Below are 15,686 nucleotides of genomic sequence, written 5' to 3' on the forward strand. Positions count from 1 at the left end.
CCCCGGTGGCGCGCCGGCCCGTGGGCGAGCCGCGCCACCTCGTTCCCCTTCGTCACACAAGATAGGACGAATCGGACACCGTTCGCGCCGGAGAATACCGCCTGGGGGTGTGACAACCTCAAGATCGACTCGGGCGTCCCACTGGCAGGATCACGAGAAAGGCCAATGATGCGTCGTTCAATCTCAGCCGTCGCCGCCGCCGGAGTCGCGCTCGCCGCGCTCGTACCGGCCGTCGCCGCCGACGCCGCCGCACCGGCCTGGCGAACCGTCCAGTCGAACGCCAAGGCGGACTACTTCGGGGTCGCCGCGGTCAACAGCAAGAACGTGTGGGTCGTCGGACGCGTCAGCGCGAAGCCCCACGCCTGGCGGTTCGACGGGAAGCGCTGGATCGACACCAAGCTCCCCACGGCGTTCCAGAAGAACACCCTCCTCTACACCGTCGCGGGATCGGCGTCCAACAACGTCTGGGTCTTCGCGGCCCACGGGGCCAGCACCTACGCGCTGCGCTGGAACGGCAGCAAGTGGACGGTCGCCCATGCCTGGAAGTCGACGTGGGAGGTCGGGGGCGCGGTCGTCAACGGCCCGAAGGACGTCTGGGTCCACGGCTCCGAGAACGGCGGGTTCAAGTTCGGCACCTGGCATTACAACGGGCGGTCCTGGAGCCGTGTGAAGCCCGGGTTCAGGATGGCCGCCGGAGCCTCGGTCTCCAGCAAGAACATGTGGGCGGTCGGCGACAACGGGGCCGCGAAGCCGTCCCCGGTCGCCCGGCACTGGAACGGCAAGTCCCTGTCCACGGTCAAGCTGCCCGCGCTGCCGGTCGTCGGCGGCCACCCGGCGGAGCTGCGGACGGTCGCCGCGCGCTCGTCCTCGGACGTGTGGATCGCCGGCGCGCGGTACGTGAACCCGGCGAACTACGCCACCCTGCCGATGGCGCTGCACTTCGACGGGAAGTCCTGGCGGCGGTTCGACCCGCCGACCAAGAACGACATCGTCTCGATGGCCCAGGACGGCAAGGGCGGCGTGTGGGCCGCCACCTACAGCGAACTGTTCCACGTCACCAAGGGGCACTGGGCGAAGGTGGCCCTGCCCACGGTGAAGGGCAAGGCCACGCGGGTCGGCCAGCTGTCCCACGTTCCCGGCGGCACGTCCGTCTGGGCGACGGGCCGGTTCGTCTGGGACGGTGCCGACACCTCGACCGGCGCCATCTTCCGGTACTGAGCTTCAGTGGACAGTGACGTCCGGCCGGTGGTGACGTTCAGCCGGTGGTGACGTTCGCCCAGGTGTGGCTGTCCAGGAAGCCGCGGTCGTCGTTGGCGTACTCGTGGAAGGCCCGCTGCACCTCGGCCAGCTCGGGGACGCGCGCGCGGTAGAGCTCGCCGCGCGCGCCGTCCTTGTACTCGAGCTCGTAGGCGCCGTCCTCCGGGGACACCTGGACGAAGTGGTGGCCGAACACGACCAGCGCGGCGAACGGGTTGCCGGTCCCCAGGCGGGTCAGGACGTCCCGGACGAGCCCCAGGTCAGGGTCGATCACGATCATGCCGTCGCCGGTGTGGAGCTGCATGCCCTGGTAGACGCCGACGGGCGCGATGTTGTGGACGAGCCCGCGCACCGGGTCCCAGACGATCAGCCCGTGGCCCTGGGCGATCGCGTAGACGTCCGTGGACACCTGGTCGGCGCGGTCGTCGGCCATCTCGACCCGCGCGAACCGCCCACCGACGCCGGTCTCGGTGACCTGGACGTCGGAGTGCAGGCGGCGCAGCTCGACGACGAACTCCCCGATCACGGGGGTCGGCTCGGCGCCGGACTCGCCGATCGCCTCCGCCTCCTCCCGGGTCACGGGGTGGTCGGATCGCCACAGCAGCAGCTCGTACGTCATGTCCTCATCATCCCAGCTCAGCGCTTGGACGCGGCGACCGCGTCCGCGATCCGGCGCTGGACCCTCTCCAGCGCCTCGGGTGCGAAGGGCCGCTTCCCGGCCGCCCGCTCGACGCCGAAGGTGAGCGCGGCGGCGCAGACGTCCGCCTGGGCCTGGGGCAGGCGGCAGGTGAGCGACGGGCCGTTCAGGATCCCCAGGACGACCGAGACGTACGGCGAGGGCGGCGCGGCCTCGGTCGAGACCGGGTCCAGCCCGACCATCGCCTTCAGGTCCGTCCGGCCGAGGTCGAGCGGGCGGCGGACGCGCAGGTCGGACGTGCACTCGCCGGACCTCCGGATCTTCGCCGCCTCGGGCGAGTCCGGGAAGTACAGGCACGTGCCGATGTTGAACGAGCCGATCGAGAACGGCGAGTAGGTGGAGACGCTCCCGGACGCCGCGCCGCGGCCGATGGTCGCGCTGGCGCTGCTGTTCCCGGACGTGCGCGAGCAGGTCTGCCCGGCGGGTCCGACCACGTAGTCGCCCTGGGCGAAGCGGTAGACGGCGGCCCCGGCCGGGAGGCTCACGGCCGTCCGGACCTTCGGGGGCGCGCTCTTGGGGGTCTGGTCGTCGCCGAGCGGCCCGCTGACCTTGCACTGGTGCGACGCGATGAGCCGCACGGCCGCCGCCGGACTCGTCGGGCTCGCCGTCGGGCGCGGTTTGGGCGGCGGCGCGGCCGTGTAGTGCCGGACGGTCGCCGCCCCGCCCGCGACCAGGGCCGTCGCCGCGACGCCCAGCGCGATCTTCGCCGTCGTGGACGCCAGCAGCCCCTGGGACACCGCCGCCCCGGCACCTGCCCCGGCTCCGGCGGCCGCTCCGCCCCCGGCGGAGCCGACGAGCGCGGCGATCGGGAACAGGGACGCCAGGGCCGCGGCCGACGCGGCCAGGGCGCGGACGCCCCGGCGCTCCCAGTCCGGCCCGTACGCGGCGGACGCGACGGCCTCCAGCTCCGCGACGAAGTCCGCGGCGCTCGCCGGGCGTCCCTCCGGGTCCTTGGCCATCCCGTGCCCGACGAGCGGGCGCAGCGCCTCCGGGACGTCCTCGACCGGCGGCGGAGCGTTCAGATGGGCGTTCTGGAGCTCCGCCACGGACCCGGCGAAGGGCCGGTGGCCCGCGACGCACTCGAAGAACACGCAGGTGGCGGCGTACACGTCGGTCGCGGGAGTGGCGACGCCGCGCCGCCACTGCTCGGGCGCCATGTACGGGGGCGTGCCCGCGCCGCCGCTCTCCCGCCCGGCTCCGACGGCGATGCCGAAGTCGATCAGCTTGCTGCGGCCGTCCGGCGGGACGACGACGTTGGCGGGCTTGTAGTCGCGGTGGACGACCCCGAGGGCGTGCGCCGCGGCGAGGCCGAGCAGCGAGCCCTTGAGGACGCCGAGGGCGGCCTCGGGGGCGAGCGCGCCCTCCCGTTCGAGGACGGTCCGCAGCGGCACGCCGTCCACGGCCTCCATGACGATCGCGGCGCCCTCGTCGGTCTCGACCAGCCGGTAGAGCCGTGCGACGTGCGGGCTGTCGGCGCGTCCGAGCATGGCCGCCTCGTGGCGGAGGACGGCCCGGTCGGCGTCTGCGGCGACGTACTTGATCGCGACGAGCGTCCCGGCGGTGTCGTGCCGGGCGAGCACGACCGCGCCCTGCCCGCCCTCGCCGAGTTCCCGGAGGGTCGTGAACCCCGGAACCCGCCACCCGCCCATCGCCCGCACCCCTCGATCAAGATCGATCCGGGCGAATCTAGCGGATCACCCCGATCCGCCGCGGGCGTCCGGCGCGGTCAGGCCCGGACGGCGGCGGGGCCAACGGCCGGGACGGCGGCGGGCGCGACGGTGGGGACGCTGACCGGGACGTCGGCGGGGACGGCCGTGCGGAAGGCGTCCAGGGCCGCGCGGATGGCGGGGCGGCGGGCGGCCTCCTCGCGCCAGACCGCGTAGACGCGGCGGGTGAGCGGGGCCTTCAGCGTGACGATCTCGACCTCGGGCGGGACGTCGCAGCGGCCGAGCCGGGGCAGTATCGCGATGCCCAGCCCGGCCGCGACCAGGGCGAGCTGGGTCGCGAACTCGTAGGCGTGGTGGTCGATGTGCGGCTCGCAGTCGATCGAGCGGAGCGTCCGGTGGAGCCAGTCGCAGCAGATCGAGCCGGGGGTGGAGCTGATCCAGGTCTCGCCCGCCAGCTCCTCCAGGTCGATCCCGCTCCGGCGGGCGAGGCGGTGGCCGGGCGGCAGCGCGACGTCCGCGACGTCCGCGCAGATGGCGCCCTTGACCAGGCCCTCGGCGAGCGGCAGCGGCTCGTTGTTCCAGTCCTGGACGACGGCCATGTCGAGGTCGCCGCGCAGGACGAGCGGCATGCTCTCCATCGGGTCCTGCTCGCTCAGCAGGACGCGGAGGTCGGGGTGGTCGGCGCGGAGGGCGCGCATGGCGGCGGGGAACAGGCCCCGGATCGCGGTCGGGAACGCGCCGACCGACAGCTGCCCGACGACGGCGCCCCGGTGGGCCTCCAGGTCGGCCTGGGCCTGCTCGACCAGCGACAGGATCCGTCCGGCGTGGCCGACGAGCAGCTGGGCGGCGTCGGTGAGCCGGACGCCGCGGCCGTTGCGTTCGAGGAGTTTCTGGCCGGTCTCCCGCTCCAGCTTGGCGAGCTGCTGGGAGACGGCGGAGGTGGTGACGTGGAGCACGTCGGCGGCGGCGCTGACCGACCCGTAGGTCGCCACCGAGTGCAGGGCGCGCAGCCGTTCCAGATCCAGCATGAAGCAATGCTAAATCCATCTGTCAAGAAGTTCTAGCTTGTCCTAAACACACCGTTCTGTGGACGATCAAGGCATGCGTCCCCGCCATGTCCTGCTCGCCGTGCTGATCGCCGCGGTCTGGGGCTTCAACTTCGTGCCGATCAAGATCGGCCTCGAACACTATCCGCCGCTGTTCTTCGGCGCCCTGCGCTTCACCGCGGCCGCCGTGCCCGCCGTGTTCCTCGTGCGGCGTCCGCCCGTCCCGGCGCGCTGGCTGCTGCTGGTCGGGCTGCCGCTCGGCGTCGGGCAGTTCGGCCTGCTGTTCATCGCGATGCGGATCGGCATGCCCGCCGGGCTGTCGTCGGTCGTCATGCAGCTCTCCGCGCTGTTCACGGCCCTGATCGCGTGGGCGGCGCTGCGGGAGCGGCTGCACGCCGGGCAGATCGCCGGGATGGCGGTCGCGTTCGGCGGGGTCGCGTGGCTCGGCGTCCTCCAGTCCGGCGGGACGAGCGGCCCCCTCAGCGCGTTCCTGCTGTGCGTCGCGGGCGCGTTCATGTGGGGTCTGGCGAACGTCGCGATGCGCCGGATGAACGCGCACGCCACCGGCCCGGTCGACCCGTTCGGGTTCATGGTGTGGATGTCGCTGGTGCCGCCGCTGCCGATGCTCGCCCTGTCGCTGTTCTTCGAGGGCCCCGGCGACATCGGGCACTCGCTCGCCCACACGTCCCTGGCCGGACTGGGCGCGCTCGCCTACATCGCCTACCTGTCCACGCTGCTCGGCTTCGGCCTCTGGGGCCACCTCATGCGCACGTACGAGGCCAGCACCGTCGGCATGTACTCGCTGCTCGTCCCGCCGTTCGGGCTGGCCGCGGCCATGGTCGTCCTGAACGAGAACGTGAGCCCGGCGCGGCTCGGGGCCGCCGCGCTGATCGTCGGCGGGGTCGCGCTCGGCGCCGTCCGGATCCGGCCGCGCCGGACGTCCCGGGTCGCCGACCCGGTTCCCGATCCCGTTCCCACGAGGTGACTCCCATGCATGGAATCCATGTCCCGCTGGTCACGCCTTTCACGCCCGACGGCGAGGTGGACGCCGCGTCGCTCGAACGCCTCGCCCGGCACGTCCTGGACGGCGGGGCGGACGGCCTCGTCGCGCTCGGCACCACCGGCGAGGCCGCGACGCTCACCCCGGACGAGGTGGAGACCGTCCTGCGCGTCTCACGGGGCGTCTGCGACGCGTACGGGGTGCCGCTGACCGTCGGCGCCGGAACGATGGGCACGGACGCCACCATCGCGCAGGCGCGCGAGCGCGCTCCCTATGCGGACACGCTGCTCGTCGTCGCCCCGTACTACCTGCGCCCCACCGAGGACGGCGTCGTCGCCCACTACGCGTCCGTCGTATCCGCCGTGGACGTGCCGGTCCTCATGTACAACATCCCGTACCGGACGGGCCGGACCCTCTCCGCAGAGGCCCTCCTGCGCGTCCTGGACTTGGACGGCGTCGTGGGCATGAAGCACTGTCCGGGTGGCATCGACGGAGACACGCTCGTCTTGCTGGCCGAGGCAGGCGAGAAGGTGCTGTGCGGGGACGACGCCTACGCGTTCCCCATGCGCGCGCTAGGCGCCGGAGGCGTGATCGCCGCGACGGGCAATCTCGTGCCGTCCGCCTACGCGAACCTCGATCTCGCCATGCACGACAGGCTCGTCCCGCTGGTGGACGCCCTGTTCTCGGAGCCGTCACCGACCGTCCTCAAGGCGTGCCTGGCGGCTCGCGGGCTGATCGACGACGCGTCCGTCCGGGCGCCGTTCCTGCCGCCGAGCCCGGAGACCGTGGAACGCGCCCTCAAGGCCGCCTTCTAAAAGAAAGCAGGTTGGGGGCGCCCCAGCGGTGCGCCCCCAACCAAAAAACCCTTAGGCCGACGCCGCAGCGGCGGCCTTGGCCGCGTGCGGGAGCGCGTCGACGATCTTCGAGAGCGCGGTGTCGTCGTGCGCGGCCGACAGGAACCACACCTCGAACGCGGACGGCGGCAGGTAGACGCCGCGGTCGAGCATCGCGTGGAAGAACGCGGCGAACGCGGCGGTGTGCTGCTTCTGCGCCTGCGCGAAGTTCTGCACGACCGGGACGTCCGTGAAGAAGACCGAGAACAGGTTGCTCGCGCGCTGCAGCCGGTGCGGCACGCCCTCCTTGGCCAGCGCCTCGGCCGCCGCCTCGGAGACGATCTTCGCGTTGCGGTCGATCGCCGCGTACACGTCGTCGGTCGCGTTCCGGAGCGTGGCGAGCCCGGCCGCGGTCGCCAGCGGGTTCCCCGACAGCGTCCCGGCCTGGTAGACGGGGCCGGCCGGGGCGAGCCGGGCCATCACGTCGGCGCGGCCGCCGAACGCGGCGGCGGGCAGCCCGCCGCCCATCACCTTGCCGAACGTCATGAGGTCGCCCGCGACGCCCTCCACGCCGTACCAGCCGGACCGGGACGCGCGGAACCCGGTGAGCACCTCGTCCACGATCAGCAGCGCGCCGGACCGCTCGCACAGCTGCTTCAGCAGCAGGTTGAAGCCCGAGGTCGGCGGGACGACGCCCATGTTGCAGGGCACCGCCTCGGTGATCACGCACGCGATCTCGTCGCCGTGGACGGCGAACGCGCGCTCGATCCCGATCACGTCGTTGTAGGGCAGCACGATGGTGTCGGCGGTGGTCGCGCCGGTCACGCCGGGGGTGTCGGGGAGGGCGAGCGTCGCCGCGCCGGACCCGGCGGCGGCGAGCAGCGCGTCCACGTGGCCGTGGTAGCACCCGGCGAACTTCACGATCTTGGAGCGCCCGGTGAACCCGCGCGCCAGCCGGATCGCCGACATGGTCGCCTCGGTGCCGGAGTTCACCAGCCGGACGGCCTCCACCGGCGTCCGCGCGACGATCTCCTCGGCCAGCTCGACCTCGCCGACCGACGGCGCTCCATAGGACGTCCCGCGCCCGGCGGCCTTGGTCACGGCCTCGACGACCGCCGGGTGCGCGTGGCCGAGGATCATCGGCCCCCACGAGCAGACGAGATCGACGTACTCGTTGCCGTCGGCGTCGGTGAGGTACGGCCCGCGCGCGGACGCGATGAAACGGGGGGTGCCGCCCACGGCCCGGAACGCTCTCACCGGCGAGTTCACGCCACCGGGGATCACCCGTCCGGCCCGTTCGAACAACTCCTGGGACTTGTCTGCTTCGGTCACCCCTCCAGTCAACCAGTTGCAGTTCGGTGACGCGCCTTGACCTCGCCTGGTACCGGCCGATATTCCAGCAAAGGCGTCGTCTGCCCCTTCGGGACAGGCGAGAATGCTTCAGGCGGGATGTCGGTGTCGCGAGCGGCGGCACCCCCGGGTTTCCACCGGCGCCGCCGGATCGGAGGGATGGCTCACACCGTGGTCGACGGCTGGACGGTTCCGGGATTCACCCATGAGCGGGACCTTGGCGGGGGTTCCGCGGGGCGTGTGGTGCTCGGGGTGGACGACATGACCCAGACCAAGGTCGCCATCCGCTATCTCGACAAGCGCCTCGAAGCTGACGAGGCGCTCCTGTCGCGGTACCGGATGGTGGCGCGCAGGCTGTCCCAACTGGAGGATCCGAACGTCGTCGATCTCTACGACTTCGTGGAGAACCCCTCGCCGAGCGGCGGGACGGCGATCGTGATGGAGCGCGCGGAGGGCGTCTCGCTCCGCCGCATCCTCGCCTCGCGCGGCCCCGCCGGGCCCCTGGCGGCCCTGTCGGCGCTCGGCGGCGTCCTCCTGGGTCTGGCGGCGGGCGAGGGACGGGAGGTCGTCCACGGGGCGCTCCGGCCCTCCAACGTGATGGTCGCGCCGGGCGGCGAGGCCCGGCTCACCGACTTCGGGCTCGGTTTCGGCCCGGCCGCCGGGCCGGCCTACGCAGCGCCCGAACTCTGGGAGGGCGCGTCACCGTCGGTGGCGTCCGACCTGTACGCGGCCGCGGCGATCTTCTTCGAGTGCCTGACCGGACGGCCGCCGTTCACGGCGCGCAGCGCCTCCGGCTGGGGCAGGGCGCACCGCGAGACGCCCATCCCGGTCGACCAGGTGCCCGGGCCGCTGCGCGACCTGCTCGCGCACGGCCTGGCCAAGGAGCCGGAGAAGCGGCCCACCTCGGCCGCCGACTTCGCCGCCGAGCTCGAGGAGGCGGCGGTCGCGGCGTACGGGCCGTCCTGGGAGGCGCAGGGACGGGGCCGGCTCGCCGAGCTGGTCGGGGAGGCCGCGGCCATCCCCGAGCCCGCCCCGCCCAAGATCCGGGTCACCGGCCAGAACCGCATCGCCGCGCCGTCCGGCGGAGGCCGCGGAGGCGGGCGCCGCAAGGCCGTCGTGGCCCTGGCCGCCCTCGTCGTCGTCGGCGGGGGCGCCGGCGGCGCCTACTTCGCGATGGGCGGCAAGAAGAGCGGTGACGACCCGCCGCACCCGTCCCAGGAGGCCAGCACCGCGGCCCCCACGCCGCCCGTGCCGCAGGGCCCGGGCGCGGCCCTCGCCGCGCAGATCCGGGACGCCACGACCCGCACGCCCTCGGCGTCCTTCACGTTCCGGCGGTCGGGTCCGGGCGTCAACGTCACCGCACACGGATCGTTCACGCTGGTCACGGGCGCTGAACCGTCCTACACGATGCAGCTCACCGGATCGGGCGACACCAAGCGCGCGGGCCGGACGATCGTCATCGGCGGCAACGCCTACGTGCGCGCGGGCAAGACGTGGCGGCAGACCCCGGTGTCGGCCAAGGGCTACCCGTCGCTGGCCGCGCAGATCCGCTCGGCCGGGTCCGTCTCCGCCCTGACGGCACTGCTGGAGAACTCCACCAAGTTCCAGCACACCGGCGCCGTCTACCAGGGGACGGCATCGCTCGCCGCCCTCGGCCAGCAGCCCGGCTTCGGCGCCCTGTACGCCGACCTCGCGCGGGCCACGGGCGCGCAGGAGATCACCTTCTTCCTGCGCGTGGACAAGGCCAACCGGCCCGTCCAGCTGAAGCTGCGCGCGGGGGCCAAGCCGCACTGGCTCCTGACGAACTACACCGAGTGGGCCCACAAGCCCCCGATCGCCGCGCCCAAGACGGGCGCCTGATCCGGCCGACGCGAACGGCGACCCCGGACGTCCGGGGTCGCCGTTCGCGTTCCGGACGGTCCTGGACGATCCCGGGCGGGCCTGGACGGGCCTGGACGCCCCGGACGGGCCCTCCCAGGCGCCAAACCGGCAACTGTCACCAAGATCCACTCTCGGCCGATCGCAGAAGTCACAACGCGGAACCGGCCTCTTGAGCGCTTGATCGCCGCCGGTTAGCTTCTGGGCAAGCGAGCGCCGGGCGGGTTCCGGAACCGCCCCGACGCCCGACCAGTCCCGCGACCGGAGCGATCCGGCGTGTCCTGGAGGTGGTTCTCCATGGTCCGTGCCCTCACCAGACTCAGCGACCGAGTGCTCGACAAGGTACTGCCGACCGCCAAGGCCCGGGCCGAGGCGTGCTGGTGGACCGAGACAGGCATCCACTGCTGCGTCTACGCCGGCCGTACGTACTGCGGCTGATCGGCGGCCGGGCGTGCGGATCGTCGCGTTGACCTCCCCTGTTGCGGTGGGACCGGCCATCGCCTCGCCCCGCGCGTCCGGACGGACGGCACCGGCCGGGCCCGACCCGGCCGGTGCCTCTCCGTCCCTCCCCCGGAACGGCCTGCGGTGACCCCGCCGCCGAAGGCCCCATCAGAAATGCCGTCGGAAGTGCCGTTGAGGCGGCGTCTGGCGAGCGTCGCGTCCCTGACCTGGCGGGCGCACCGGCGCGCGGCGCTGGCCTCGGCCGCGCTCGCCGTCCTCGCCGGGCTCGCGCCCGTCGCGACCGCCTGGCTCACCAAACTCGTCCTGGACGGCCTGACCTCGGGCCGGGGCAGGTCCACCCTGATCCCGCTCGCAGCCGGGCTCGCCGTCTGCGGCCTGTCGGTCACGGTCGTCCCGCACCTGTCCACGTACGCGCAGCGGCAGTTGCGCCGCGCGGTGCGGGCCCTGGCGTCCGACCGGCTGTTCCGCGCCGTGAACGCCGACGCCGGACTGCGCCGCTTCGAGAGCCCCCGCTTCCAGGACACGCTGCGCCTCGCCCGCGAGGCCGGCGAGAACGCGCCGGACCGCCTCGTCTCCGGCTCCCTCGCGATCGGCCAGGCGGCGCTGCTGCTGTCCGGATTCGTCGCCACCCTCCTGGTGATCAACCCGGTGCTGGTCGCGGTGATCTTCCTGGCCGCGCTGCCCGCCGCGTGGATCCAGCTCGGGCTGAGCCGCGAGCGCGCCCGGACGATGTGGGGCATCAGCCCCGGCCTGCGCCGCCAGATCTTCTACGGCGAGCTGCTGACCAGGCCGGAGGCCGCCAAGGAGGTCCGGCTGTTCGGCCTCGGCGACTTCTTCCGCGGCCGGATGCTGGCCGAGCTGCGCGCCACCGACGCCGCCGAACGCCGCGTCGACCTGGCCACGGTCCGCCGCCAGGGGCTGCTCGCCCTGCTCGGCGGCGCGGTCGCGGCCGGCGGCCTGGTCTGGGCGGTGTGGCGGGCGACGGAGGGCGACCTCTCGCCCGGGGACGTCACGATGTTCGTCGCGGCCGTCGCCGGAGTGCAGACCGCGCTGAGCCAGATCGTCGACCGCTGGGCGGACGCCCACCAGGCGCTCCTGCTGTTCGGCCATTTCGTCACGGTCACCGGGGCCGGGCCGGACCTCCCCGTGCGCGCGGACCCGCGTCCCGTCCCCGAGCTGCGCCGGGGCATCGAGCTGCGGGACGTGTGGTTCCGGTACGGCGACGGGCAGCCGTGGGTGCTGCGCGGGATCGACCTGGTCGTCCCGCACGGCCGGAGCGTCGCCCTGGTCGGGGTGAACGGCGCGGGCAAGAGCACCCTGGTCAAGCTGCTGTGCCGCCTCTACGACCCCACGCGCGGATCGGTCGCCTGGGACGGCGTGGACCTGCGCGACCTCGCCCCGGCCGAGCTCCGGGACCGCGTCGGCGTCGTCTTCCAGGACTTCATGGAGTACGACCTGTCCGCCGCCGACAACATCCTGCTGGGCGATCTCACCGCCGCGGACGACCCCGGACGCGTCCGGGCCGCCGCCCGCCGGGCCGGGATCCACGACGCCGTCGAGGCCCTCCCGGACGGCTACGCCACCATGCTGAGCCGGATCTTCGCCGGCCCCGGGGACGAGACGGGGGTGATGCTCTCAGGCGGGCAGTGGCAGCGGCTCGCGCTGGCCCGCGCGCTCCTGCGCGACGACCGTGACCTGCTGCTTCTCGACGAGCCGAGCTCCGGCCTGGACGCCGAGGCCGAGCACGCCGTCCACGCGTCGCTGCGCGCGCACCGCGAAGGACGGACGAGCGTGCTGATCTCGCACCGCCTGGGCGCGGTCAGGGAGGCGGACCTCATCGTCGTCCTCGACGAGGGAAGGATCGCCGAGCAGGGCACCCACGACGAGCTCATGGCCCGGGACGGCGCGTACGCGCGTCTCTTCACCCTCCAGGCGAGCGGCTACGTCTCCGGCGAGGACCACGCGTCCGCCGAGGAGGGCAGCGGTGCGCCGCCGACGGTGCGCGCCCCGGCCCAGAGGCCCGTCTAGAGGGCTTCGCAGGCGTCCGAGAGGACGGCGAGCAGGCGCAGGGGGTCGGGCAGGGGGGCGTTCTCCGGCGGGCGGATCCAGCTGACCGTCCGGCCGTAGGTGAGCCGCGACGCCGGGGCCACCACGTAGCTGTCGCGGCAGTGCCAGCGCATGCCGGGCGTCTCGGCGACGGTCTCGGGCGAGCAGTCGAGATGGCAGGACCACCACTCGTCCTCGTCCACGGGGGCGCGGGTGGCGACGAAGAACAGGTGCCGCTCGTCCGCGACGTTCGCGACCGGGCCGCTCGGGAGGTCCTCGGCGTCGATGCGGGCGAGGGCCTCGGCGCCCGCCGCGGCCGGGACGTCGAAGACGTCGAAGACGCGGCCGGTCGGCAGGATGACGTTGGCGTCGGGGCGTTCGGTCCACCAGCGGTCGATCACGGCGGGGTCGACGCTGGCCTGGATCGCCCAGGCGGCGGAGACGGGGTGCGCGGCCGGGTCGGGACAGCCGACGCGGTCGCAGGAACAGGCGCGGTCGCCGCCTTCGGGGGCGTGCGCCCCGGGTACGCAGGGCCAGCCGAGCGCGGCGTAGGCCGCCGCCGCGGCGGCCGTGGCGAGGGGCTGAGGGCGCTCGCGGTTCCGTTCGCGGGCCCGCCGTCTGCTCCTGTTGCCCGTGACCGCAAGCACGTTGACGCCCCCCATCACACCGGGCCTGGGATCACCGGCCCCGTCCGGCTCCTTGTTAGTCGATGATGCCGGGCGGGAGGCCGCCCGGACACGGCAACCCCCCGGAAACGGTTCCAATTGACTAGGAGGAAGTGATCCCCGGCAAACGATCACCTACCTCGCGGCATGGTCATCCGAGCTTGCGGGCGACCTCGGTGGCGTAGTAGGTGAGGATCATGTCGGCGCCGGCCCGGCGGATCGCGGTGAGCGACTCCATGATGGTGCGGTCGCGGTCCAACCAGCCGTTGGCGGCGGCGGCCTCGATCATCGCGTACTCGCCGCTGACCTGGTACGCGGCGACCGGGACGTCCACGGCGTCGCGGACCCGGCGCAGGATGTCCAGGTAGGCCCCGGCCGGCTTCACCATGACCATGTCCGCGCCCTCGTCGAGGTCGAGGAAGACCTCGCGCAGGGACTCGTCGGCGTTCGCCGGGTCCTGCTGGTAGGCGGCGCGGTCGCCGAACGTCGGCGCGCACTCGGCGGCCTCGCGGAACGGGCCGTAGAAGGCGGAGGCGTACTTGACCGAGTAGCCCAGGATCGACACGTTCTCGTGCCCGGCCGAGTCCAGCGCGGAGCGGATCGCCCCGACCTGGCCGTCCATCATCCCCGACGGCGCGACGACGGCGGCGCCCGCGGCGGCCTGCGCGACCGCGATCGACGCGTACCGCTCGAGGGTCGCGTCGTTGTCGATCTCGCCGGACGGGGTGACGATGCCGCAGTGGCCGTGGTCGGTGAACTCGTCCAGGCACAGGTCGGCGATGAGGACGGTGGAGTCGCCGAGGTCGGCGGCCAGGTCGCGCAGCGCGACCTGGACGATCCCGTCGGACGCGTCGCCGGCCGAGCCCACGGCGTCCTTCACGGCCGGGACGCCGAACAGGATGATCCCGCCGACGCCGGCCTCGACGGCCTCGTGGGCGGCCTTGCGGAGCGACTCGCGGGTGTGCTGGACGACGCCCGGCATGGACGAGATCGGCTGCGGCTCGTCGATGCCCTCCTTGACGAACATCGGCAGCACCAGGTCGGCGGGGTGCAGCCGGGTCTCGGCGGTCAGCCGGCGCAGCGCCGGGGTGCGGCGGAGGCGGCGCGGCCGGGCGACGGGGAACTGGGCGGACATCTCAGGCATCTCCAGGAAAGGACGACGGCGGGCGCGCCGGGATCACCGGGCGCCCGCCGTGGGGTTCTACTTGCGGCGGCGCGCGCCCCGGCGCATCTGGCTGGGCTTGCGCAGCGGGTCGCCGTTCTCGATCTGGGCGGCCCTCCTCTTCGCACCGTACTCCGCGAGGGCCTCGGCCAGCGCCTGGACCGACGGCCTGGGCGACATCACGTCCACCCGCAGGCCGTACTCCTCGGCCGTCTTGGCCGTCTGCGGGCCGATGCAGGCGATCACGGTCACGTTGTGCGGCTTGCCCGCGATGCCGATGAGGTTCTTCACAGTGGACGACGAGGTGAACAGCACCGCGTCGAACCCGCCGCCCTTGATCGCCTCGCGGATCGGCGCGGGCGGCGGCGCGGCCCGGACCGTCCGGTAGGCGGTCACGTCCTCGCACTCCCAGCCGAGGCCGGTGAGGCCCGCGATGAGCGTGTCGGTGGCGATGTCGGCGCGCGGGAGCAGGACCCGGTTGATGGGGTCGAGGTCCTCGTCATAGGGCGGCCAGACCTCGACCAGGCCCTCCGACGACTGCTGCCCGGACGGCATCAGGTCGGGCTGGACGCCGAACTCGACCAGCGCCCTCGCGGTGGCCTCGCCGACGGCCGCGACCTTCAGCCCGGCGAACGCGCGCGCGTCGAGGCCGTAGTCGTGGAACTTCTCCCGCACCGCGCGGACGGCGTTGGTGGAGGTGAACACCACCCACTCGTACCGGCCGGTGACCAGGCCCTTGACCGCGCGCTCCATCTGCTGGGGCGTGCGCGGCGGCTCGACCGAGATCGTCGGCACCTCGTCCGGGACGGCCCCGTAGGAGCGCAGCTGCTCCGACAGCGACGCGGCCTGCTCCTTGGTGCGCGGCACCAGGACGCGCCAGCCGAACAGCGGCTTGGCCTCGAACCAGCCGAGCTTGTCCCGCCACTTCGCCACGTCCCCGACGATGATCATCGCCGGGGCCTCCATGCCCTTGGACTCGGCGGCCAGGCGCTTCAGGTCGGAGACCACGGTCTCCTGCTCGGTGCTGGTGCCGAGCATGGTCATCGCGGCGGGCGTGGAGTCCGGGCGGCCGACCGCGATCAGCGACTTGCACACCTCGGCGACCGAGTGCTCCACACCGGCGATCACCAGCGTCGCGGACGGGTCGGAGAACGCGGCCCAGTCGACCCCGCCCTCGGACGCGTCGATGAACCGCACCTCGCGGTGCTTGTCGTCGGTCAGCGGGATGCCCGCGTAACCGGGCACACCGGTCAGCGCCGACACACCGGACACGACCTCGAACGAGACGCCCGCCTTGTACAGGGCCTCGCCCCAGGACGCCATCCCGCAGGCCAGCGCCGGGTCGCCCAGGAACAGCCGGGCGACGCGGCGGCCCGCGCGGGCGTGCTTCACGGCGAGCTTCACCGGGTCGGCGGTCTCGGCGTCGTCGACCAGCTCGGCGTCCGCGCGGCGGTGCGCGAGCACCTCCGGGTGGACGTGCGCGACCGGCGCGATCACCACGTCCGCGCCCGCCAGCACCTCGACGGCGCGCAGCGTCAGCAGCTTCGGATCGCCGGGACCGGTGCCGACGAGGAAGACGCGTCCGGCGTCCGGGTCGGTCACCGGGTTGCCGGGGCCGTTCAC

General features: G+C 73.5%; 12 protein-coding genes. 5 read left to right on the forward strand and 7 right to left on the reverse strand.

Annotation, left to right across the window (positions count from 1 at the left end; genetic code table 11):
- Positions 1 to 165: 165 nt before the first annotated feature.
- Positions 166 to 1,218, forward strand: a complete 1,053-nt coding sequence (locus EBO15_RS01890) for a hypothetical protein (protein ID WP_122192521.1) — start codon at positions 166 to 168, stop codon at positions 1,216 to 1,218.
- 37 nt (positions 1,219 to 1,255) lie between these two features.
- Here the strand turns inward: EBO15_RS01890 and EBO15_RS01895 are convergent, their stop codons facing one another.
- The 3 genes from EBO15_RS01895 to EBO15_RS01905 all read right to left on the reverse strand — a co-directional run bounded on the left by EBO15_RS01895 (position 1,256) and on the right by EBO15_RS01905 (position 4,649).
- Positions 1,256 to 1,876: a hypothetical protein gene (locus EBO15_RS01895; protein ID WP_122192522.1), complete on the reverse strand. Its 621-nt coding sequence runs from the start codon at positions 1,874 to 1,876 to the stop codon at positions 1,256 to 1,258.
- Positions 1,877 to 1,893: 17 nt separating this feature from the next.
- Positions 1,894 to 3,603, reverse strand: a complete 1,710-nt coding sequence (locus EBO15_RS45080; RefSeq protein WP_199744276.1) for a serine/threonine-protein kinase — start codon at positions 3,601 to 3,603, stop codon at positions 1,894 to 1,896.
- 77 nt (positions 3,604 to 3,680) lie between these two features.
- Positions 3,681 to 4,649: a LysR family transcriptional regulator gene (locus tag EBO15_RS01905; RefSeq protein WP_122192523.1), complete on the reverse strand. Its 969-nt coding sequence runs from the start codon at positions 4,647 to 4,649 to the stop codon at positions 3,681 to 3,683.
- 73 nt (positions 4,650 to 4,722) lie between these two features.
- Between EBO15_RS01905 and EBO15_RS01910 the strand changes: the two genes are divergently transcribed.
- Entirely contained in the window at positions 4,723 to 5,652 is a 930-nt protein-coding gene (locus EBO15_RS01910) for an EamA family transporter (protein ID WP_122192524.1), read from the forward strand.
- A gap of 5 nt (positions 5,653 to 5,657) precedes the next feature.
- Positions 5,658 to 6,482, forward strand: coding sequence for a dihydrodipicolinate synthase family protein (locus EBO15_RS01915; protein ID WP_122192525.1), 825 nt, complete (start codon positions 5,658 to 5,660; stop codon positions 6,480 to 6,482).
- Between the two features lie 51 nt (positions 6,483 to 6,533).
- Here EBO15_RS01915 and hemL read toward each other — a convergent pair whose 3' ends face one another.
- Positions 6,534 to 7,832, reverse strand: a complete 1,299-nt coding sequence (gene hemL / locus EBO15_RS01920; protein ID WP_122192526.1) for a glutamate-1-semialdehyde 2,1-aminomutase — start codon at positions 7,830 to 7,832, stop codon at positions 6,534 to 6,536.
- 177 nt (positions 7,833 to 8,009) lie between these two features.
- Here hemL and EBO15_RS01925 point away from each other — a divergent pair, with 177 nt between their 5' ends.
- Positions 8,010 to 9,710, forward strand: coding sequence for a protein kinase domain-containing protein (locus EBO15_RS01925; protein WP_158628100.1), 1,701 nt, complete (start codon positions 8,010 to 8,012; stop codon positions 9,708 to 9,710).
- Between the two features lie 645 nt (positions 9,711 to 10,355).
- On the forward strand, positions 10,356 to 12,218 hold the full coding sequence (locus EBO15_RS01930; protein ID WP_378238783.1) for an ABC transporter ATP-binding protein: 1,863 nt from the start codon (positions 10,356 to 10,358) through the stop codon (positions 12,216 to 12,218).
- Here EBO15_RS01930 and EBO15_RS01935 read toward each other — a convergent pair.
- The 3 genes from EBO15_RS01935 to EBO15_RS01945 all read right to left on the reverse strand — a co-directional run bounded on the left by EBO15_RS01935 (position 12,215) and on the right by EBO15_RS01945 (position 15,686).
- The gene (locus EBO15_RS01935) at positions 12,215 to 12,898 is read right to left on the reverse strand and encodes a bifunctional DNA primase/polymerase (protein WP_122192529.1); all 684 of its coding nucleotides are present in this window, start codon (positions 12,896 to 12,898) and stop codon (positions 12,215 to 12,217) included. The two genes, EBO15_RS01930 and EBO15_RS01935, sit on opposite strands and share 4 nt — an antisense overlap.
- A gap of 154 nt (positions 12,899 to 13,052) precedes the next feature.
- Positions 13,053 to 14,036, reverse strand: coding sequence for a porphobilinogen synthase (hemB, locus tag EBO15_RS01940; protein ID WP_122192530.1), 984 nt, complete (start codon positions 14,034 to 14,036; stop codon positions 13,053 to 13,055).
- Between the two features lie 66 nt (positions 14,037 to 14,102).
- Complete coding sequence (locus tag EBO15_RS01945; RefSeq protein WP_122192531.1) at positions 14,103 to 15,686, reverse strand: bifunctional uroporphyrinogen-III C-methyltransferase/uroporphyrinogen-III synthase; 1,584 nt, start codon at positions 15,684 to 15,686, stop codon at positions 14,103 to 14,105.

It is taken from the genome of Actinomadura harenae, assembly GCF_003696215.1.
GTDB lineage: Bacteria > Actinomycetota > Actinomycetes > Streptosporangiales > Streptosporangiaceae > Spirillospora > Spirillospora harenae.

Excerpts from the sequence above, each read along its gene's own strand:
- EBO15_RS01890 (WP_122192521.1), top strand. The coding sequence starts at position 166 with ATGATGCGTCGTTCAATCTCAGCCGTCGCCGCCGCCGGAGTCGCGCTC.
- EBO15_RS01895 (WP_122192522.1), bottom strand. The coding sequence starts at position 1,876 with ATGACGTACGAGCTGCTGCTGTGGCGATCCGACCACCCCGTGACCCGG.
- EBO15_RS45080 (WP_199744276.1), bottom strand. The coding sequence starts at position 3,603 with ATGGGCGGGTGGCGGGTTCCGGGGTTCACGACCCTCCGGGAACTCGGC.
- EBO15_RS01905 (WP_122192523.1), bottom strand. The coding sequence starts at position 4,649 with ATGCTGGATCTGGAACGGCTGCGCGCCCTGCACTCGGTGGCGACCTAC.
- EBO15_RS01910 (WP_122192524.1), top strand. The coding sequence starts at position 4,723 with ATGCGTCCCCGCCATGTCCTGCTCGCCGTGCTGATCGCCGCGGTCTGG.
- EBO15_RS01915 (WP_122192525.1), top strand. The coding sequence starts at position 5,658 with ATGCATGGAATCCATGTCCCGCTGGTCACGCCTTTCACGCCCGACGGC.
- EBO15_RS01925 (WP_158628100.1), top strand. The coding sequence starts at position 8,010 with ATGGCTCACACCGTGGTCGACGGCTGGACGGTTCCGGGATTCACCCAT.
- EBO15_RS01935 (WP_122192529.1), bottom strand. The coding sequence starts at position 12,898 with ATGGGGGGCGTCAACGTGCTTGCGGTCACGGGCAACAGGAGCAGACGG.
- hemB (WP_122192530.1), bottom strand. The coding sequence starts at position 14,036 with ATGTCCGCCCAGTTCCCCGTCGCCCGGCCGCGCCGCCTCCGCCGCACC.